This window comes from Nocardia sp. NPDC058176, assembly GCF_042883805.1.
GTDB lineage: Bacteria > Actinomycetota > Actinomycetes > Mycobacteriales > Mycobacteriaceae > Nocardia.
This window is the reverse complement of the sequence record NZ_JBHVVA010000001.1, coordinates 1,281,089-1,296,847: the sequence shown is the minus strand read 5'-3', so window position 1 is coordinate 1,296,847 and position 15,759 is coordinate 1,281,089. Positions and strand designations below refer to the sequence as shown.

Sequence of the window (15,759 nt, the reverse complement as noted above, 5' to 3'; positions counted from 1 at the left end):
GTTCTCCATGTGTGGAATCGTCGGATTACACCTGCGCGACCCCGCGCTCTACCCGCACTTGGGCGAGCTGCTCACCGGCATGCTCGCCCAGATGTGTGACCGTGGACCCGATTCGGCCGGGATGGCCGTCTACGGTGACCCGGTCTGGTCCCCGCCCGGGCACGCGACCGTGTCCCTGCTCGACAATCCGTTGCCGGTGCGCGAGCTGGCCGAGGCGCTCACTCGCACCACTGGTGTCACGATCACCGGACACGACCTCGCGCCGACCACCGTCGTGCACGGCCCGCTCGACGCCGAGGCCCTGGTGGACGCCGTGCGCGTGGCGACACCGCAGGCGCGGATCATCGGCTTCGGCGCCGATCTCACCGTGCTCAAGGGCGTCGGCGACCCGGCCGCGCTCGCCCGCGATTTCGGTCTGCCTGCCGCACAGGGCTGGCAGGGCATCGGGCACACCCGCATGGCCACCGAATCCGCGGTGACCGCCGAGGGCTCGCACCCGTTCTCGGTCGGCGCTGGGCAGTGCCTGGTGCACAACGGGTCCTTCGCCAATCACATGAGCATCCGCCACGAGCTGGCACGTCACGGCACCGTGTTCGACAGCGACAACGACACCGAGGTCGGCGCGCGATTCGTCGCGCGGGAACTGGCCGAGGGCGCCGATCTGGAGAAGGCGCTGCTGCGGCTCAACGACGTCTTCGACGGCTTCTACACCCTGCTCGTCGCCACCAGCGATTCCTTCGCCGTGGTCCGCGACCCCATCGCCTGCAAACCGGCGGTGATCGCCGAAACCGACCACTGGGTGGCCATGGCCTCGGAATACCGGGCCCTGGCCGATCTGCCCGGCGTGGCCGACGCCCGCATCTTCGAGCCCGAACCGGAAGAGGTCTACCTATGGCGCCGACAGTGACCACCGAACCCACCACCACGCAGGTCCTCGACCTGGCCGCCGCCGGGCTGCGCACGGTCAACGAAACACTTATGGCGTTGCCCGCGGCGTCCTCGGCGACCGTGCTGCGACCGCGCGGCGCCCACGCACTGGCCTGCGGTTTGAACACCGAGGTCGAGGTGAACGTCGACGGGCACGTCGGCTACTACTGCGCCGGGATGAATCAGCGCGCCACCGTCACCGTGCACGGCAATGCCGGGGTCGGGGTGGCGGAGAACATGATGTCGGGGACTGTGCGGGTGCGTGGCGACGCCTCGCAGTCGGCCGGGGCCACCGCGCACGGCGGGTTGCTCGTCATCGAGGGCAATGCGTCCGCGCGGTGCGGGATCTCGATGAAGGGTGTCGACATCGTGGTGGGCGGCGATATCGGCCACATGAGTGCCTTCATGGGGCAGGCCGGGCGGCTGGTCGTGTGCGGTGACGCCGGTGAGGCGTTGGGCGACTCGCTCTACGAGGCACGCATCTATGTGCGCGGCAGCGTCGCCTCGCTCGGTGCGGACTGCCTCCGCAAACCGATGCGCCCCGAGCATCTCGAGGAACTGCGCGAGCTCCTCGACGCCGCGGGATTCGACGCCGACCCGGCCGAGTTCACCCGCTACGGCTCCGGCCGCACCCTCTACAACTTCCACGTCGACAACGCCGGCGCGTACTAGAAGGCAGGCAGCATGAGCATCGACAACCCGGCCCTGCGCGAATCGGCGACCTTCGACCGTCGCGTCATCGCCGAGATCCAGCGCGCCGCCGACACCGGCATCTACGACATCCGCGGCTGGGGCGCCAAACGCGCACTCCCGCACTTCGACGATCTGCTGTTCCTGGGCGCCTCCATGTCGCGCTACCCGCTCGAGGGGTACCGCGAACGCTGCGACACCGATGTGGTGCTCGGTGACCGGCACGCGAAACATCCACTGCACCTCGACATTCCGATCACCATCGCCGGGATGAGCTTCGGTGCGCTGTCCGGGCAGGCCAAGGAGGCGCTCGGGCGGGGCGCCAGTGCGGTCGGCACGTCGACCACGACCGGGGACGGCGGGATGACGCCCGAGGAGCGCGGGCAGTCCAAACACCTTGTCTACCAATACCTGCCGTCACGGTACGGAATGAATCCCGATGATCTGCGTCAGGCCGACGCGATCGAGATCGTGCTCGGCCAGGGTGCCAAACCCGGTGGTGGCGGCATGCTGCTCGGGCAGAAGATCACCGACCGGGTCGCCGGGATGCGCACGCTGCCCGCGGGAGTCGATCAGCGCAGTGCGTGCCGTCATCCGGACTGGACCGGGCCCGATGACCTGGCGATCAAGATCCTCGAACTGCGCGAGATCACCCGGTGGGAGAAGCCGATCTACATCAAGGTCGGTGCGACCCGCACCTATTACGACGTCAAGCTCGCGGTGAAGGCCGGGGCCGATGTGGTGGTGGTCGACGGGATGCAGGGCGGCACCGCCGCGACCCAGGAGGTGTTCATCGAACACGTCGGGATTCCGACACTGGCTGCCATTCCGCAGGCGGTGCAGGCATTGCAGGAGCTCGATGTGCATCGCAAGGTGCAGTTGATCGTCTCCGGCGGGATCCGGTCCGGCGCCGATGTGGCCAAGGCGATGGCCTTGGGTGCCGACGCGGTCGCCATCGGGACCGCGGCGCTCATCGCCCTCGGTGACAACAGTCCGCGTTTCGCCGCGCAGTACGAGGCGCTCGGGTCCGCGGCGGGCAGCTACGACGACTTCCAAGCCGGGCGGGATCCGGCCGGGATCACCACCCAGGACCCGGAACTGGCCCGCAACCTCGATCCGGTCGAGGGCGGCAGGCGGCTGGCAAACTATCTGCGGGTGCTGACGATGGAGGCCCAGACCTTGGCTCGCGCGTGCGGGAAATCGCATCTGCGCAATCTCGAACGCGAGGATCTGGTGGCGCTCACGATCGAGGCCGCCGCCATGGCCAGGGTGCCGTTGGCGGGCACCGGCTGGATTCCCGGTGATGCGAAGTGAAGGCGTTCGACGAGCTGTGGGCGTCGATTCTCGAGGTGGGGCGTGATCGCCACACCAACGGCTATCGGCGATTCGCCTGGGGCGATGCGGATCTGACGTTGCGGGAGTGGTTCAGCGACAGTGCTGCCCGTCGCGGCATGGATGTCGAGGAGGACCGCAACGGCAACCTGTGGGCGTGGTGGTTGCCGCCGGGGTATCGCGGGGAACCGCGCGAGGCGTTCGTCACCGGGTCGCATCTGGATTCGGTGCCCGATGGTGGGGCGTTCGACGGGCCGCTCGGGGTGGTGTCGGCGTTCGCGGCGATCGATGTCGTGCGGGAACGCGGGATCGTTCCGGATCGGCCGATCGCGGTCACCGCGTTCTCCGACGAGGAAGGTGCCCGGTTCGGGGTGGCCTGCATCGGGTCACAGCTCAGCACGGGTGCGCTGGCGCCGGGGCGGGCGCTGTCGTTGCGTGATCATGACGGGATCACTTTGGCCGAGGCCATGACTCGTGCCGGGCGTGACCCTGTGCATCTCGGTGCTGATCCCGCACTCGCCGCACGGGTGGGGGTGTTCGTGGAGCTGCATGTCGAACAGGGGCGCGCACTCGATCTGATCGACGCTCCGGTCGCGGTGGCCTCGTCTATCTGGCCGCACGGACGCTGGGAGTTCCTGTTCACCGGGGAGGCCAACCACGCCGGGGCGACCCGGTTGGTCGACCGCCGCGACCCGATGCTGTCCTTCGCCTCCGCGGTGCACCTCGCCCGCGCTGCAGCACTCTCGCACGAAGCAGTGGCGACCTTCGGCAAGGTCCAGGTGCTGCCCAACGGCACCAATGCCATCGCCTCGGAGGTTCGCGCCTGGCTCGACGCCCGCGCTGCCGACGAACCGACCCTCACCCGCCTGGTCGCCCAGATCCAGGCCGAGGCAGCCGCCCGAGCCCACGCCGACCGCATCGACCTCACCGTGACGGCCGAATCGGTCGCCCCGATCGTCGAATTCCCCGCCGAGGTCCGCGACCGGCTACTGCGCAGCCTCGCGATGCTCGGTGAGGTGCCGATCCTGCCGACCGCCGCCGGGCACGACGCGGGCATCCTGTCCGAAAAGGTCCCCACCGCCATGCTGTTCGTCCGCAACCCCACCGGGGTCTCCCACTCCCCCGCCGAATTCGCCGAACCCACCGACTGTCATCACGGCGTGCGGGCCCTCGCCCAGGTGATGACCGACTGGGTCACCGCACCCGTGACTACCTGACGCACACCAGCATCTCGTGCGCACCTGCCTGGAACTCGTAGTCCACCGGCACGATTCGGCTCTCGATCCCGTTCTCCCCGAGGTCGTCGAGCAACTCGTCGAGCCGCGCGTACCGCACCGACGACCCCACCGGGACCAGCGGAAACAGCCGGACCTCATTACCCGCGACCCGCACCAGTTCGGTGATCGCGGCACGATGGAAGTCGTAGTCGAGGTCGTCGGCGTAACTGAACAACAGGTGCGAACTCAGGACGAGATCGAAACTGTTGTCGGCGAAGGGAAGTGCAGGCAGGCGGGCGGCGCGATAGCGGTCCGGCGCGGCCATGCTGTGGGCGGCGAAATCGGCGGCCGAGCGGCAGCGCGCGTGGAGGTGGTCGTCGGGGTCGGTGAAGAAGCTCCAGCGGAAGGACTCGACACGCTCACGCACGAACCGGTTACCGCGCTCGGCCTCGGCCACTGCGGAGGCCGCCACCCGCGCGATTCCACCGTCGGCATAGGCGACATCGCACGCCGTGACATCACCGCCGCGCCGACACACTTCCGCGGTGAACCCCGCTGCCCCACCGGGACAGTCCAGTATCCGGCGCCGCAGATCGGCATCGGTGAGCGCGAACATCGCCCGGTACTCGTCGAGGGAGCGAGAACTGACGAGTATCTCGCCGATCCCACCGGTGCCCTTGTTGCCGTTCAAGATGGTCCTTCCGGTCAGGGACGCCCCCGACCGGCCGAAACAGACATAGTCACTGGCCGCTCACGAGGGCGGCCGTGCACAACGAGACAGCCGCTAGGAGAGCGGCCACCACTGCTGCGCGTACATCGTCACGCACCGATTAGACCACAGCCCCTTATGATCCCGCCGTGCCCCAGACCGCCCCCACCAACGTGCACCGCTTCGCTCCGGTCCCCGATCCCCGCCCGATCTAGACGTCCTGCCCGCGCTCAGCTCGGCGGGGAGTGCTGTTCCGGCGACGAGCCGTTGCCGTCGGCGGCCTTGTCACCGGTCCGTTCGGCGATATGCATGGCCCAGGAGTACAGCCGTTCCGGGTCGCCCAGGGTCGCGCACACCGCGGGTGGGACCAGGGAACCGCTCGCGGCGCTCAGCAGGTCGAACAGGCCCAGGTGCACCCACTCCCACAGCATGCTGTCGAAGTTGTAGGCGACCATCGCCGGTTGGACGCGGCGGCGGATCTCGATGACCTCGGCCAGCGACAGGCCCGCCCGCTCCAACCGCTGTTCGGTGGCACGGCTGTGCTCCTGGCCGAACGAGGTGTCGAGGAATGGTTCGAGTAGGTCGGACCAGATATCGGGGCGCCGTTGGACGGGGATGGCGTTGCGGCGGCGGAACTCGTCTAGTTCCGGTTGACACACCGACGGCAGGAACAGTGTTTCCCCGTGCACGGTGCGAACCTCCGGCGGCATGGCACGTGGATCGATGTCTCGGATCTCCGGCACCGGCACCACTCCACCGGGATACACGGTGGCGCCGGGAAACTCATAGTTCGCGAAGCGGATCTCCGTCTCGGCGATGACGACCTCCATCCGTCCATAGTGGACCTCTGGCGGCCTGGTCAAACCCATCATGACCCGCCGGGATCAAAACGTGGCGGTAATCACTGTCGGGCCTATCGTGTTGGCAACGACTGTAACCAAAACGTTAGGGTTCAGGCATGGTACGTACCGGAGCAGCAACCACCGACCCGGACGAACCGAATGTTCCTCTCTCCCAGCAGCATCCGGCACGTCTCGAACTCGTCGGCGATACGCCCGACCCCACCGAAACCCTCTCCGAGCCGATCGACGACCACTTCCCGCGACTCGGCGACACCAGTTACCTCACCGGCGCGGCACGTCATCGGCTCGCCGCCTACATCCACACTCAGCTCGCCGAACTCGAAGAGCTGCCGTGACCTGGTGATCGGTCCACGACCGCGTCGAAGTACGGCCAGCCGTCCAGCTCGACGGGCTCACCGGTCCAGTGGCCGGTGGCAGCGTCCAACAGGCGACGCACCGTCGCGGGCTCGTACAGGTTGAGGTAGTCGCGGTCCGGCAGGCGGATCAGGGCTCCGGAATCGAACGAGGTGTTGGCGATGATTCTGTCCGGCCCGGGACGGAAGACCAGCACCAGACCAGCGCGGACCCCCTCGGGGCGGAGGGTGAGTGTGGTGCTGCACGCCGCGTAGGTGGGCCGCACCCGCTGCCGGACCGTCCAGTACCACTTCGCCTCATCCACGACCAGGCAGCGCAGGCGGCGGTCGTTCCTCACGGTGACACCGTAGGACGGCTGGGAATCGTTCGTCTAGGCTCGATCGCCAGGAGTCGTCGGCGACAGACCGATTCACGCGAGGAGCGGCCAGGTGAGCGGCAGCGAGGCGGTCGTACTGCCCGAACAGGTGCGCACCGAACTGCGCAGAGGCGTGCGCAGCGTCCTCGTCGACACCGCCGCCCTGCGCCTGGTCCGCGAACGCTTCGACGACACCCAGGCGGGCGCGCTGCGCCGCTATCTCGAGGCCTCCCAGTCGGCCAACACCCTGCGCGCCTACCGCACCGACTGGATCGCCTGGGCGGGATGGTGTGCGACCGAGCGGCGCCAGGCCCTGCCCGCCGACCCCCTCGACGTCGCCGTCTATCTGGCCGCAGCCGCCGACGCCCGCCGCGACAGTGGCGCATGGGCGTTCAGCCCCGCGACCCTCGACCGCAAGTCCGCGGCCATCGCCGCCGTGCACGCCGCCAACGGACTGCCCTCACCCACCCGTTCCGACGTCGTCCGCCTCACCCTGCGTGGTATCCGGCGCACCCGGCGCACGCCACCCACCCGCAAACGACCGGTGCTGCTGCACACCCTCGACCAGTTGCTCGCCCAGCTCCCCGAGCCCGGCTGGCCCACCGAACCCGCCCGCCGCCGCGACGCGCTGGCCCTGCTGGTCGGCTTCGCCGGCGCCCTGCGCCGCAGTGAACTGGCCGGTCTGCGCGTCAGCGACGTGCACGTGCGCACCGATCACACCACCGGTGAACCACTGCTCGTCGTGCACCTGCCGACCACCAAGACCGACCAGACCGGCATCGCCGAACAACGCGTCGCCCTGCCGCGCGGACAGCACCCGCACACCTGCCCGGTCTGCGCGTTCGCCGACTGGGTCCAGCTGCTGGAGATCCACGCAGCCACCGGCGACCGGGGCACCCGCGCCTGGACCACCGAACATCCGGCGACCGACCCCGCGATCCACCGCTGCCACGGCTTCACCGGCACACCACTCGGCAACGACCCCGATCGACCGCTGTTCCCCACGATCACCCGCCACGGCGGCATCGCCCCCACCGCCCTGTCCGGCCGCGCCGTCGCCGAACTGGTCAAGCGCTACGCCGCGCGCGCCGGCCTCGACCCCACCCTCTTCTCCGGCCACTCCCTGCGCGCGGGCTTCGCCACCCAGGCCGCTCTCGGCGGTGCCAGTGACCGCGAGATCATGCGCCAGGGCCGCTGGTCCAACCCCCGCACGGTGCACAACTACATCCGCACCGCCAACCCCCTCGAGGACAACGCCGTCACCAAACTCGGCCTCTGAGCCCTCGCCCTAGACGCGCCATCCGACCCGGCGCGCCCAGGCGTCCTGCTCGGCCCGGTGCCGTGCGAGATCGGAAGGTGCCGAGTCGCCGGGGCGGGACTCTCGCATCGTGGTGATGGCTTCGGCCATCGAGGGCAGACCCAGCTCGGCACGCCGCTGGTCGACCTCGTCAGGGGTTTCGATCGGGAGTGGGCTGAGGTCGCCGTTGTCGTCCCAGTCGAATTGCGTTCCGTACTGCTGAGACCGCCCCTCGAAGCACCGGATCCGGTCCTCCAGCATGGCCACACGGGCCGGGTCCTGATCCGGCACCGTCCTGAGCATTTCCAGACCGCGGCGCATGAGGCCGGGATGGCTGATCGCGTGCTGGACGACGAGCCACGCCGATTCGGTGCCGTCCTCGCCGACCAGCTCCCGACCCGGCCACCCGTGGGTGTCCAGGATCTGTTCGAGCCGGACGGCATTGCCGATGTGCACCCGCTCCATCTCGGGGTGATATCCGTCGAACAGGCTGCCGTCGGCGGCCAGACGGTCCCGGACGGACTCATCCTCCCTTGCCATGGCCAGCAATTCGTCTCGCAAGGACTCATCCATGAGTGCATTCTCGCCCGGTCCTCCGGACCGTGGGGTGCCGCTGTGCGCGGTGCGAAGTCACCTTGACCTCAACCCGGCTTCTGGTTGGAGGATGCGGTGGATGGAGCGAACGCCGACCGCGGAGGATGCATGATGAGCGAGCTGGAGATCGGGGTCGCACTGCCGACCATGGAGGAGATCACCGCACTCGGACGGGACGGCATCGTGGCCGTGGCCCGGCACGCGGAGGCGGTCGGGCTCGATTCCGTCGGCGCGGCCGATGTGCTGATCGGTGACGGCACCCTCGCGCTGGAGAGCATGGTGGTGCTGTCCACCGCCGCTGCGGTCACCGAGCGGATCGCGCTGAGTTTCGGCGTCCTGTCGGTACCGACGCGACCGCTGGCGATGCTCGCGGCTCAGGTGCAGACCCTGCAATATCTGTCCGGGGGCAGGGTTCGGCTCGGTCTGGGGATCGGTGGATTCCCCGGCTCACCGTTCTGGCACGCGCTCGACGCGCCCGAACGGCGGCGCGGCAACCTCCTGGATCTCGCGCTCGACAAACTACCCGGACTGATCGCGGGTGAGCCGACATCCCTGCCCGGATCGGCCGAGACGGTTTCGCTGCGGCTCGCTCCGGCGGCCACCGTGCCACCGCTGTATGTCGGCGGTGGGACCAGTGAGGTGGTTTTGCGGCGGATCGCCACCAGGGCCGACGGTTGGCTGCCGTCCTTTCTGACACCGGCCGAGCTGTCCAGCGCCGTCACCCGGCTGCGTGAGCTGGCCGCCGAGGCGGGAAGACCGGCTCCGCGCGTCGAACTCGGCATGCACGGGGTGCTCGGTGACCGCCCGGAGGATCGCGCCGACCGGGAGCAGATGCTCGCGAAACTCGGCGACTTCGCGGGCATGAGCCGGGATCGGATCGCCGCCGTCACCCTCACCGGCGGGCCCGAGGAAGCCGCCGATCGCCTCGCCGAGTTCGCCGAAGCCGGCGCCGACGAAATCGGGATCGGCTTCGACAGCCGAGATCACCTGCGCCAGCTCGACCTCCTCGGCGAGGCCCGCGTTCAGGCAGCGAGGTAGCGCAGCATCACCGCGGTGTCGAAGTGCCTGGTCTCGGCCAATCGAAGCCCGATACGGTCCGTCACGGCGGGGAACACCGGTGTGCCGCCGCCGAGTATCACCGGTGAGATGAACAGCTGGTACTCGTCGATCAGTCCGTGCGGGATCAGCGAGGCCGCCAGATTCGCACCGCCGACCTCTATGACACCGTCACCTCCGGCTTTGAGCCTGCGGACTTCCTCGACCGCGTTCTCGCTGACCAGGGTGCTGTTCCAGTGAACTTCGGTGAGCGTCCGCGAGAACACGACCTTGGGTTTGTTCGTCCAGAGTTCGCCGAACTCCCGCTGGATGGGCGGCGCGTCCTCGGCCACGTGCGGCCAATAGTCGGCCATCAGCTCGTACAGTCGGCGGCCGTGCAGCGACATCTCGAGCTCGCGGTAGCGGTCGTTGTGGAATTGGTGCAGTTCATCGTCCGGATCGGTCCAGTCGATCTTGCCGTCGCGGTCGTTGATGTATCCGTCCAGGGACACACCGATCCCATAGATCAGTTTCCTCATGACTGAGTAGACCTCCTCCACACCCGAAACTCATCGGTGCCCGCCGACCCTCACCCTAGAACGCCCCAGCCCCCTCACCTGCCATACGGAGTTCGTCACCGCCACCGCGCCGCCTCAACGGCAGCAGCCGCATCTCCTTCGAGGACACCGCCGTCGCATTGCTCGCCGAGATCGAGACCCCGCGTTTCGTCCAGCGGCGTCTCACCATCGGCTACTGAACTTCGCCTACGATCCAGTATTTCCTGAATACAGATTTGGATGTATTGTCATCGGCATGGAGACCGTCCTGCACACCGATGCGCTGGCTCGATTCGGGCATGCGCTGTCCGATACCACCCGGACGCGGGTCCTGCTCGAACTGCGGGGTGGGCCCGCGTATCCGGCCGAGTTGGCGGACAAGATCGGGGTGTCTCGGCAGATTCTGTCCAATCATCTGGCCTGTTTGCGGGGGTGTGGGCTGGTGGTGGCGGTGCCGGAGGGGCGGCGGTCGCGGTATGAGCTGGCCGATGCCCGGATCGGGGCGGCGCTGGGGGATCTGCTCGGGCTGGTGCTCGCGGTGGACCCGGCGTGCTGCGCCGACTCCGAGACCGAGGGGTGCTGCTGATGGCATCGCTCGGGTTGCCCGCGCTGGTTCCGATCGGGCCGGATCCGGCGCGGAAAGCGTTGCTGGTGCGGCGGATTCAGTGGTTCGTTGCCGCGACCATCACCTACAACGTGATCGAGGCGGTCATCGCGCTCACCGAAGGCGCGCGGGTGTCGTCGACCGCGCTGATCGGGTTCGGGCTGGACTCGGTGATCGAGGTGTCCTCCGCGGCCGCGGTCGCCTGGCAGTTCGCCGGGCGCGATCCGGCGAAGCGGGAGAAGATCGCGCTGCGGGTCATCGCGTTTTCCTTCTTCGCCCTCGCCGCCTATGTCACCGTCGACTCCATACGGGCACTGCTCGGGATCGGCGAAGCCGAACATTCCACGATCGGCATCGCCTTGGCCGCGGTCAGTCTCGCCATCATGCCGGTGCTCTCGGCCGCTCAGCGCCGGGCCGGTCGTGAGCTGGGGTCTGCGTCGGCGGTGGCCGATTCCAAGCAGACACTGCTGTGCACGTATCTCTCGGCGGTGCTGCTGGTGGGACTGCTGCTCAACAGCGTGTTCGGCTGGTCGTGGGCCGATCCGGTCGCCGCGCTGGTGATCGCGGTGATCGCTGTCAAGGAAGGCCGCAATGCTTGGAAGGGCGAAACATGCTGCCCGACAACACCATTCGGTAGCACCACCACTGACGCCTGCGAAGACAGCTGCTGCGACACAGGGAAGGACCACTGACGCCTCACCTTCCGCTACCGCCAGGCACCATCCCACTACCGCCGCCGGATCCGGATTCCCGAAGGCCTCGACATCTCACTCCACCAGACCGTCGAGACCCCCTGCAACAGCCAGTACTTCACCGCCTCTGCGCGGAGTATCGGTGGAACGCCAGTTGTGATGCGCGGGAAACCGTGCCGAGTCATCCGGTCGCCGATGGACGAGAATCCGGCCCTCGACATCCCAGCACACGACCGTCGCCACCCGATGCAACCATCGCGCCCCGATCGCCTCGTCCCGGTCGACCACACCCAGCACCCGGTCATGCTCGTCGGCACGTTCCACGCGCTCACTCACCTCTCCACGATGCCCGCAGCGACCCTGCGCGCACAGAGTCCGCGACCCGACCCAGCACGACAGGAGTTCGCGAACTACGGTGGAACACCGACGACGGTGACGGGACGGGTGGGTAATGCGGTTCGGGTTCATCTCCCATGTTGTCGGCGACGAAGACTCCGCGGCAGCTTTGCGGGACGCCGTGGAACTGGCGGTCCACGCCGAGGAATGCGGATTCGATTCGTTCTGGGTCGCCCAGCACCACTTCGGGGCACAGCGGGCACACTGTCCCTCGCCGCTGGTGCTGCTCGCGGCGATCGCGCAGCGCACCAGCCGGATCCGGTTGGGGACCGCGGTGGTGGTCGGGTCACTGGAGGATCCGATCCGGCTGGCCGAGGACGCCGCCACCGTGGACGCGCTCAGCGGCGGCCGGCTCGAACTCGGCCTCGGCGCCGGGGCCGACGCGCGGACCGCCGAACGATTCGGCCGGGCGCACGAACAACGCCACGAACGATTCATCGAGACCCTCCACCAGCTGCGCGAACTGCTCGGGCCGGGCAGCGACCTGGTGCCGAATGCCGCGGGACTGCGCGACCGGCTCTGGATCGGCACCGCATCCGAATCGGGATTCGAACTCGCCGCCGAACTCGACCTCGGCGTACTCACCGGACGCAACTCCTCACCCCAGGGCCCACGCGACGAGCTCGCCGCCGAGCGCGTCGCGAAATACCGTGCCGCGCAAGACGCCGCCGGACGCACACCGCGCGTCGGCGTCTCCCGATCGGTGCTGTGCGCCGACACCGCCGCGACCGCGTTCGAGCACATGAAGCCGGGCATCGAACGCTGGGTGACGACCTCGATCATCGCGGGCCGTTTTCCGCCCGGATTCACCGCCCGCGACTACATCGACACCGGTCACGGCTACCTCGGCACCGCCACCGAGGTCGACACCGCCATCCGCCGCGACCTCGTCCTGCCCGACGCCACCGACTTCCTGTGCAACGTCCAACCGGCCGGACCCGCACCGGAGGCCATCCGCACCAGCATGCGGCTGTTCGCCGACACCGTCATCGCCCAGTGGGACGTTCCTGCGTCGCATCGACCCTGACCACCGTGTCGGCGAGCTCGCGCAGGGTGCGCTCGGCATGCGAGACGATCACGATGGCCAGTCCCCCGTCGGCGAGCTCACGCAGGATCTCGAAGATCCGCGCGGAGGACGCCTCGTCCAGGGACGCGGTCGGCTCGTCCGCCAGCAGCAATCGCACATCACCGACCAGCGCCCGCGCGATCGCCACCCGCTGGGCCTGACCACCGGAGAGCTCCCGCGGGAAACGACCAGGGTCGATATCGGCCAGACCGACCCGCGCCAATGCCGTCGACGTGACGGCCAGGGCGTCGGCCCGGCTCAGACGGCTGCGTAGTCGGGGCTTCAACGGCTCGGTGATGCTGCGGTAGATCGGCCTGCGCGGATCGAGACTGCCCACCGCGTTCTGGAACACCACCCCGACCTCGCCCGGCGACGGCGGACCATCACGCCCGTCCCAGACCAGCCGACCCGCACTGGGCGCCTCGACTCCGGAGAGGACCCGCAGCAACGTGCTCTTACCCGCCCCTGACGGCCCGGCGAGCCCGACGATCTCGCCACGACGAACCTCGAGGTCGGTCGCCGCCAGCCCACCGCCGGTCGAATACCGTTTCGCGACACCGTGTGCCCGCAGAATCGGCGGCGCGGCCGGCACCGCCTTGCGCGTCGAAACAGCTTCCGCGACAACCGGAGCCGATGAGGACGACTCGACGACCGTGCCGTCCTCGACCACATACACCCGGTCGGCGTACTTCTCGACCAGCCGCCGATCATGGCTGACGATCAGCAACGCCGAATCCCCGGCCGTCAACGCCGCCATCACCCGATGCGCGTTCGCCTCGTCCAGCGCCGAGGTCGGCTCGTCGGCCAGCACCAGCGCCGGATCCAGTGCCCGCGCGGTCGTCACCGAACCGCGTTGCAGCATTCCGCCCGACCAAGTGAACGGCCGCTCGCGGATCCGTGACGCCGCGTCGACGATGTCGACCGCCGTCAGATCGGCGACGATCCGGCCCTCGGGAACGGGCTTCCGCTTGATCCGCCATGCCTGCGCGATGTTCGCGCCCACCGACATGATCGGATCCATCGCACCGAACGGGTCCTGGCTCACATAGCCGAGCACAGTGCCCCGCAATGCCGCGAAATCCCGACCCGCCACCTCGACACCATCGACGAGAATCGTGCCGGAGACCCGGGCAGCCGAGAGCGTCCCGAGCAACGCGCGGATGATGCTGGTCTTGCCGCTCCCGCTCGGCCCGACCACCGCCACCGTCTCCCCACGACCCACGGACAGGCAGACATCGCGCAGCACCGGAGCGCCCCCGGCATAGGCCACCGTCAACCCACGAATCTCCACGATCGGCGCACTCATTCGCGTCCCCCGCTGTCCCGACGATCCCGCATACCCTCGGCGATGAGATTCGCCGCGGCCGCCATCGCCAGAATCACCACCGACGGCGCGATGAGCAACCACGGTGCGGCAGTGAGGAATCGGCGCGCGTCACCGAGCATCGCACCGAGCTCGGCCTCCGGCATCTGCACACCCAGTCCCAGGAACGACAACCCCGCGAGCGCGACCACGATGCCACCGAGCCGCAAGGTGGCCACGATCAGGAACGGACCGAGCACCGCGGGCAGCAGATGCCGCACGCCGATCGCCGGTCTGCTCACCCCGGCCACCCGCGCCGCGACCACATACGGCCGCGTCCGCGCCTCCAAGGTCAGTGCCCGCGCGACTCTCGCATCCGCCGCCCAGCTCGCGGTCACCAGCGCCAGCAGCAGATTCAGATACCCGGGGCCGAGCAGGCCGACCACGGCCAGCGCCAACACCAAGCCCGGGATGGCGAGCACGACATCGATCACCCGCGAGACCGCCCGGTCGAGCCTGCCACCGTAAAGCCCGGCACCCAACCCGACCAGCAGGCTGATCGTCGCCGACCCCGCCAGCACGATGAACGCCGACAGCAGCGACAACCGCAGCCCGTTCAGCACGCGGGAGAACTGATCCCGGCCGTACTGGTCGGTCCCCAACCAGAACTCGGCATTCGGCGCGACCAGCTTGTCGCCGTAGTGCGGCTCGTTCGGCGGGAACTGCGCCACCCACGGGCCCACGATCGCCAACAACACCAGCACGCCCAGCAGGACCCCGCCGACGCGCACCGACGACGGCAACCCGGTCCGCAACACTCGAACTGTCACGCGTCCACCGCGATTCTGCGGTCGATCATCGCGGACAGCAGATCCGCGACCACGCTGGTGACCACATAGCTCAGAGTCGCGAAGATCGTGAACGCCTGGATCACCGGCAGATCCCGCGTCTTCACCGACTCCACCACATACGAGCCCAGACCCGGCCAGGTGAACACGGTCTCGACCACCGTCGCCCCACCGATCAACACCGCGGTGCCGACAGCGAGGGCGTGCAGCGACGGCACCGCGCTGTTGGGCACACCGTGCCGCCACAGGATCCGCCACCGCGACGCACCCCTCGCCCGCAACACCGCCGCGGTCGGCGAATCCAGGAACCCGAGCAGATTCGCCCGCAACAACCGGGACCAGGTATCGGACAGGCCGATCGCCAGACACACCGCGGGCAGCCACACCTGCCGCCAGGTCCCGTCGAGCGCGGCCTTACCGAAACCCAACCCGACGACGAACACCTGGATCAGCAACAACGCCACGATGAACCCCGGCACCGACGCGAACACCAGCGCCAGCCACCGGGTCCCGTGATCCGGCCACCGGCGCGGATACCGCGCCGCCACCACACCCAGCGCCACCGACAACACCAGCGCGAGCACCAGCGACGCCGAGGCCAGGGTCAGCGTGGCGGGCAGTCGTTCGGAGAACTCGCCCGAGACCGGGCGACCCGACACGAACGACAACCCGAAATCACCGCGCACCACACCCCACACCCAGTGCGCGTACTGCGCGAGGATCGGCTGATCCACATGCAACGTGCGGTCGAGCGCGCTGATCTGCTCCGGCGTCGGCTCCGGGACACCCTGCGCGACCAGGATCATTCGCGCGGGATCGCCCGGGGCCAACGGCATCAAGGCCCAGATCAGCACGCTCGCACCCAGCAGCGTGAGTACCGCCTCCACCACCCGGCGACGGGCGAGGACGAGAAAACGCAT

At 68.7% G+C, this 15,759-nt stretch carries 19 protein-coding genes; 10 read left to right on the top strand and 9 right to left on the bottom strand.

The genetic code is table 11. From position 1 onward, the window contains the following. Positions 1-7 precede the first annotated feature (7 nt). From ACFVVM_RS06105 to ACFVVM_RS06090, 4 genes are read left to right on the top strand one after another with little or no spacing between them, the layout of a single operon-like run. Positions 8-907 carry a glutamine amidotransferase family protein gene (locus tag ACFVVM_RS06105; protein ID WP_387613515.1) on the top strand — a complete coding sequence of 300 codons (900 nt, stop codon included), beginning with the start codon at positions 8-10 and terminating at the stop codon, positions 905-907. Then, the gene (locus ACFVVM_RS06100; protein ID WP_387613512.1) at positions 892-1,599 is read left to right on the top strand and encodes a protein glxC; all 708 of its coding nucleotides are present in this window, start codon (positions 892-894) and stop codon (positions 1,597-1,599) included. The genes ACFVVM_RS06105 and ACFVVM_RS06100 overlap by 16 nt, the downstream gene beginning before the upstream one ends. Before the next feature lie 12 nt (positions 1,600-1,611). Continuing rightward, positions 1,612-2,931: an FMN-binding glutamate synthase family protein gene (locus ACFVVM_RS06095; protein ID WP_387613510.1), complete on the top strand. Its 1,320-nt coding sequence runs from the start codon at positions 1,612-1,614 to the stop codon at positions 2,929-2,931. Continuing rightward, positions 2,928-4,166, top strand: coding sequence for an allantoate amidohydrolase (locus tag ACFVVM_RS06090; RefSeq protein WP_387613507.1), 1,239 nt, complete (start codon positions 2,928-2,930; stop codon positions 4,164-4,166). The genes ACFVVM_RS06095 and ACFVVM_RS06090 overlap by 4 nt, the downstream gene beginning before the upstream one ends. On the opposite strand, the gene ACFVVM_RS06085 is transcribed toward ACFVVM_RS06090, so the two are convergent. Together ACFVVM_RS06085 and ACFVVM_RS06080 are read right to left on the bottom strand one after the other, a co-directional pair. Beyond that, complete coding sequence (locus ACFVVM_RS06085) at positions 4,159-4,782, bottom strand: methyltransferase domain-containing protein (protein WP_387616764.1); 624 nt, start codon at positions 4,780-4,782, stop codon at positions 4,159-4,161. The two genes, ACFVVM_RS06090 and ACFVVM_RS06085, sit on opposite strands and share 8 nt — an antisense overlap. Positions 4,783-5,105: 323 nt before the next feature. Continuing rightward, positions 5,106-5,705 carry a hypothetical protein gene (locus tag ACFVVM_RS06080; protein ID WP_387613504.1) on the bottom strand — a complete coding sequence of 200 codons (600 nt, stop codon included), beginning with the start codon at positions 5,703-5,705 and terminating at the stop codon, positions 5,106-5,108. Positions 5,706-5,833: 128 nt separating this feature from the next. Between ACFVVM_RS06080 and ACFVVM_RS06075 the strand changes: the two genes are divergently transcribed. Continuing rightward, positions 5,834-6,073, top strand: coding sequence for a hypothetical protein (locus ACFVVM_RS06075; RefSeq protein ID WP_387613501.1), 240 nt, complete (start codon positions 5,834-5,836; stop codon positions 6,071-6,073). Here ACFVVM_RS06075 and ACFVVM_RS06070 read toward each other — a convergent pair. Next, positions 6,043-6,429 (bottom strand): hypothetical protein, encoded by a 387-nt coding sequence (locus ACFVVM_RS06070; protein WP_387613498.1) that lies wholly within the window; start codon positions 6,427-6,429, stop codon positions 6,043-6,045. The two genes, ACFVVM_RS06075 and ACFVVM_RS06070, sit on opposite strands and share 31 nt — an antisense overlap. A gap of 91 nt (positions 6,430-6,520) precedes the next feature. Between ACFVVM_RS06070 and ACFVVM_RS06065 the strand changes: the two genes are divergently transcribed. Beyond that, positions 6,521-7,726, top strand: coding sequence for a site-specific integrase (locus ACFVVM_RS06065; protein ID WP_387613495.1), 1,206 nt, complete (start codon positions 6,521-6,523; stop codon positions 7,724-7,726). 9 nt (positions 7,727-7,735) lie between these two features. On the opposite strand, the gene ACFVVM_RS06060 is transcribed toward ACFVVM_RS06065, so the two are convergent. After that, positions 7,736-8,317, bottom strand: a complete 582-nt coding sequence (locus ACFVVM_RS06060; protein WP_387613492.1) for a DUF6624 domain-containing protein — start codon at positions 8,315-8,317, stop codon at positions 7,736-7,738. 132 nt (positions 8,318-8,449) lie between these two features. Here ACFVVM_RS06060 and ACFVVM_RS06055 point away from each other — a divergent pair, with 132 nt between their 5' ends. Next, the gene (locus ACFVVM_RS06055; RefSeq protein WP_387613489.1) at positions 8,450-9,376 is read left to right on the top strand and encodes an LLM class flavin-dependent oxidoreductase; all 927 of its coding nucleotides are present in this window, start codon (positions 8,450-8,452) and stop codon (positions 9,374-9,376) included. Here the strand turns inward: ACFVVM_RS06055 and ACFVVM_RS06050 are convergent. Beyond that, positions 9,361-9,912, bottom strand: a complete 552-nt coding sequence (locus ACFVVM_RS06050; RefSeq protein ID WP_387613487.1) for a dihydrofolate reductase family protein — start codon at positions 9,910-9,912, stop codon at positions 9,361-9,363. The two genes, ACFVVM_RS06055 and ACFVVM_RS06050, sit on opposite strands and share 16 nt — an antisense overlap. 274 nt (positions 9,913-10,186) lie before the next feature. Between ACFVVM_RS06050 and ACFVVM_RS06045 the strand changes: the two genes are divergently transcribed. Further along, entirely contained in the window at positions 10,187-10,516 is a 330-nt protein-coding gene (locus ACFVVM_RS06045; RefSeq protein ID WP_387613484.1) for an ArsR/SmtB family transcription factor, read from the top strand. Then, a complete protein-coding gene (locus tag ACFVVM_RS06040; protein ID WP_387613481.1) occupies positions 10,516-11,226 on the top strand; it encodes a cation diffusion facilitator family transporter in 711 nt (236 codons plus the stop codon). Before ACFVVM_RS06045 ends, ACFVVM_RS06040 begins: the two co-directional genes overlap by 1 nt. Before the next feature lie 75 nt (positions 11,227-11,301). Here ACFVVM_RS06040 and ACFVVM_RS06035 read toward each other — a convergent pair whose 3' ends face one another. Further along, the gene (locus ACFVVM_RS06035; protein WP_387613479.1) at positions 11,302-11,562 is read right to left on the bottom strand and encodes a hypothetical protein; all 261 of its coding nucleotides are present in this window, start codon (positions 11,560-11,562) and stop codon (positions 11,302-11,304) included. A gap of 115 nt (positions 11,563-11,677) precedes the next feature. Between ACFVVM_RS06035 and ACFVVM_RS06030 the strand changes: the two genes are divergently transcribed. Continuing rightward, positions 11,678-12,649 (top strand): LLM class flavin-dependent oxidoreductase, encoded by a 972-nt coding sequence (locus ACFVVM_RS06030; RefSeq protein WP_387613477.1) that lies wholly within the window; start codon positions 11,678-11,680, stop codon positions 12,647-12,649. On the opposite strand, the gene ACFVVM_RS06025 is transcribed toward ACFVVM_RS06030, so the two are convergent. The 3 genes from ACFVVM_RS06025 to ACFVVM_RS06015 are packed head-to-tail and all read right to left on the bottom strand — an operon-like array spanning position 12,609 to position 15,759. Beyond that, positions 12,609-13,994 (bottom strand): ABC transporter ATP-binding protein, encoded by a 1,386-nt coding sequence (locus ACFVVM_RS06025; protein WP_387613474.1) that lies wholly within the window; start codon positions 13,992-13,994, stop codon positions 12,609-12,611. The genes ACFVVM_RS06030 and ACFVVM_RS06025 overlap by 41 nt on opposite strands. Next, a complete protein-coding gene (locus tag ACFVVM_RS06020) occupies positions 13,991-14,821 on the bottom strand; it encodes an ABC transporter permease (protein WP_387613471.1) in 831 nt (276 codons plus the stop codon). The genes ACFVVM_RS06025 and ACFVVM_RS06020 overlap by 4 nt, the downstream gene beginning before the upstream one ends. Then, positions 14,818-15,759, bottom strand: a complete 942-nt coding sequence (locus ACFVVM_RS06015) for an ABC transporter permease (RefSeq protein ID WP_387613468.1) — start codon at positions 15,757-15,759, stop codon at positions 14,818-14,820. The genes ACFVVM_RS06020 and ACFVVM_RS06015 overlap by 4 nt, the downstream gene beginning before the upstream one ends.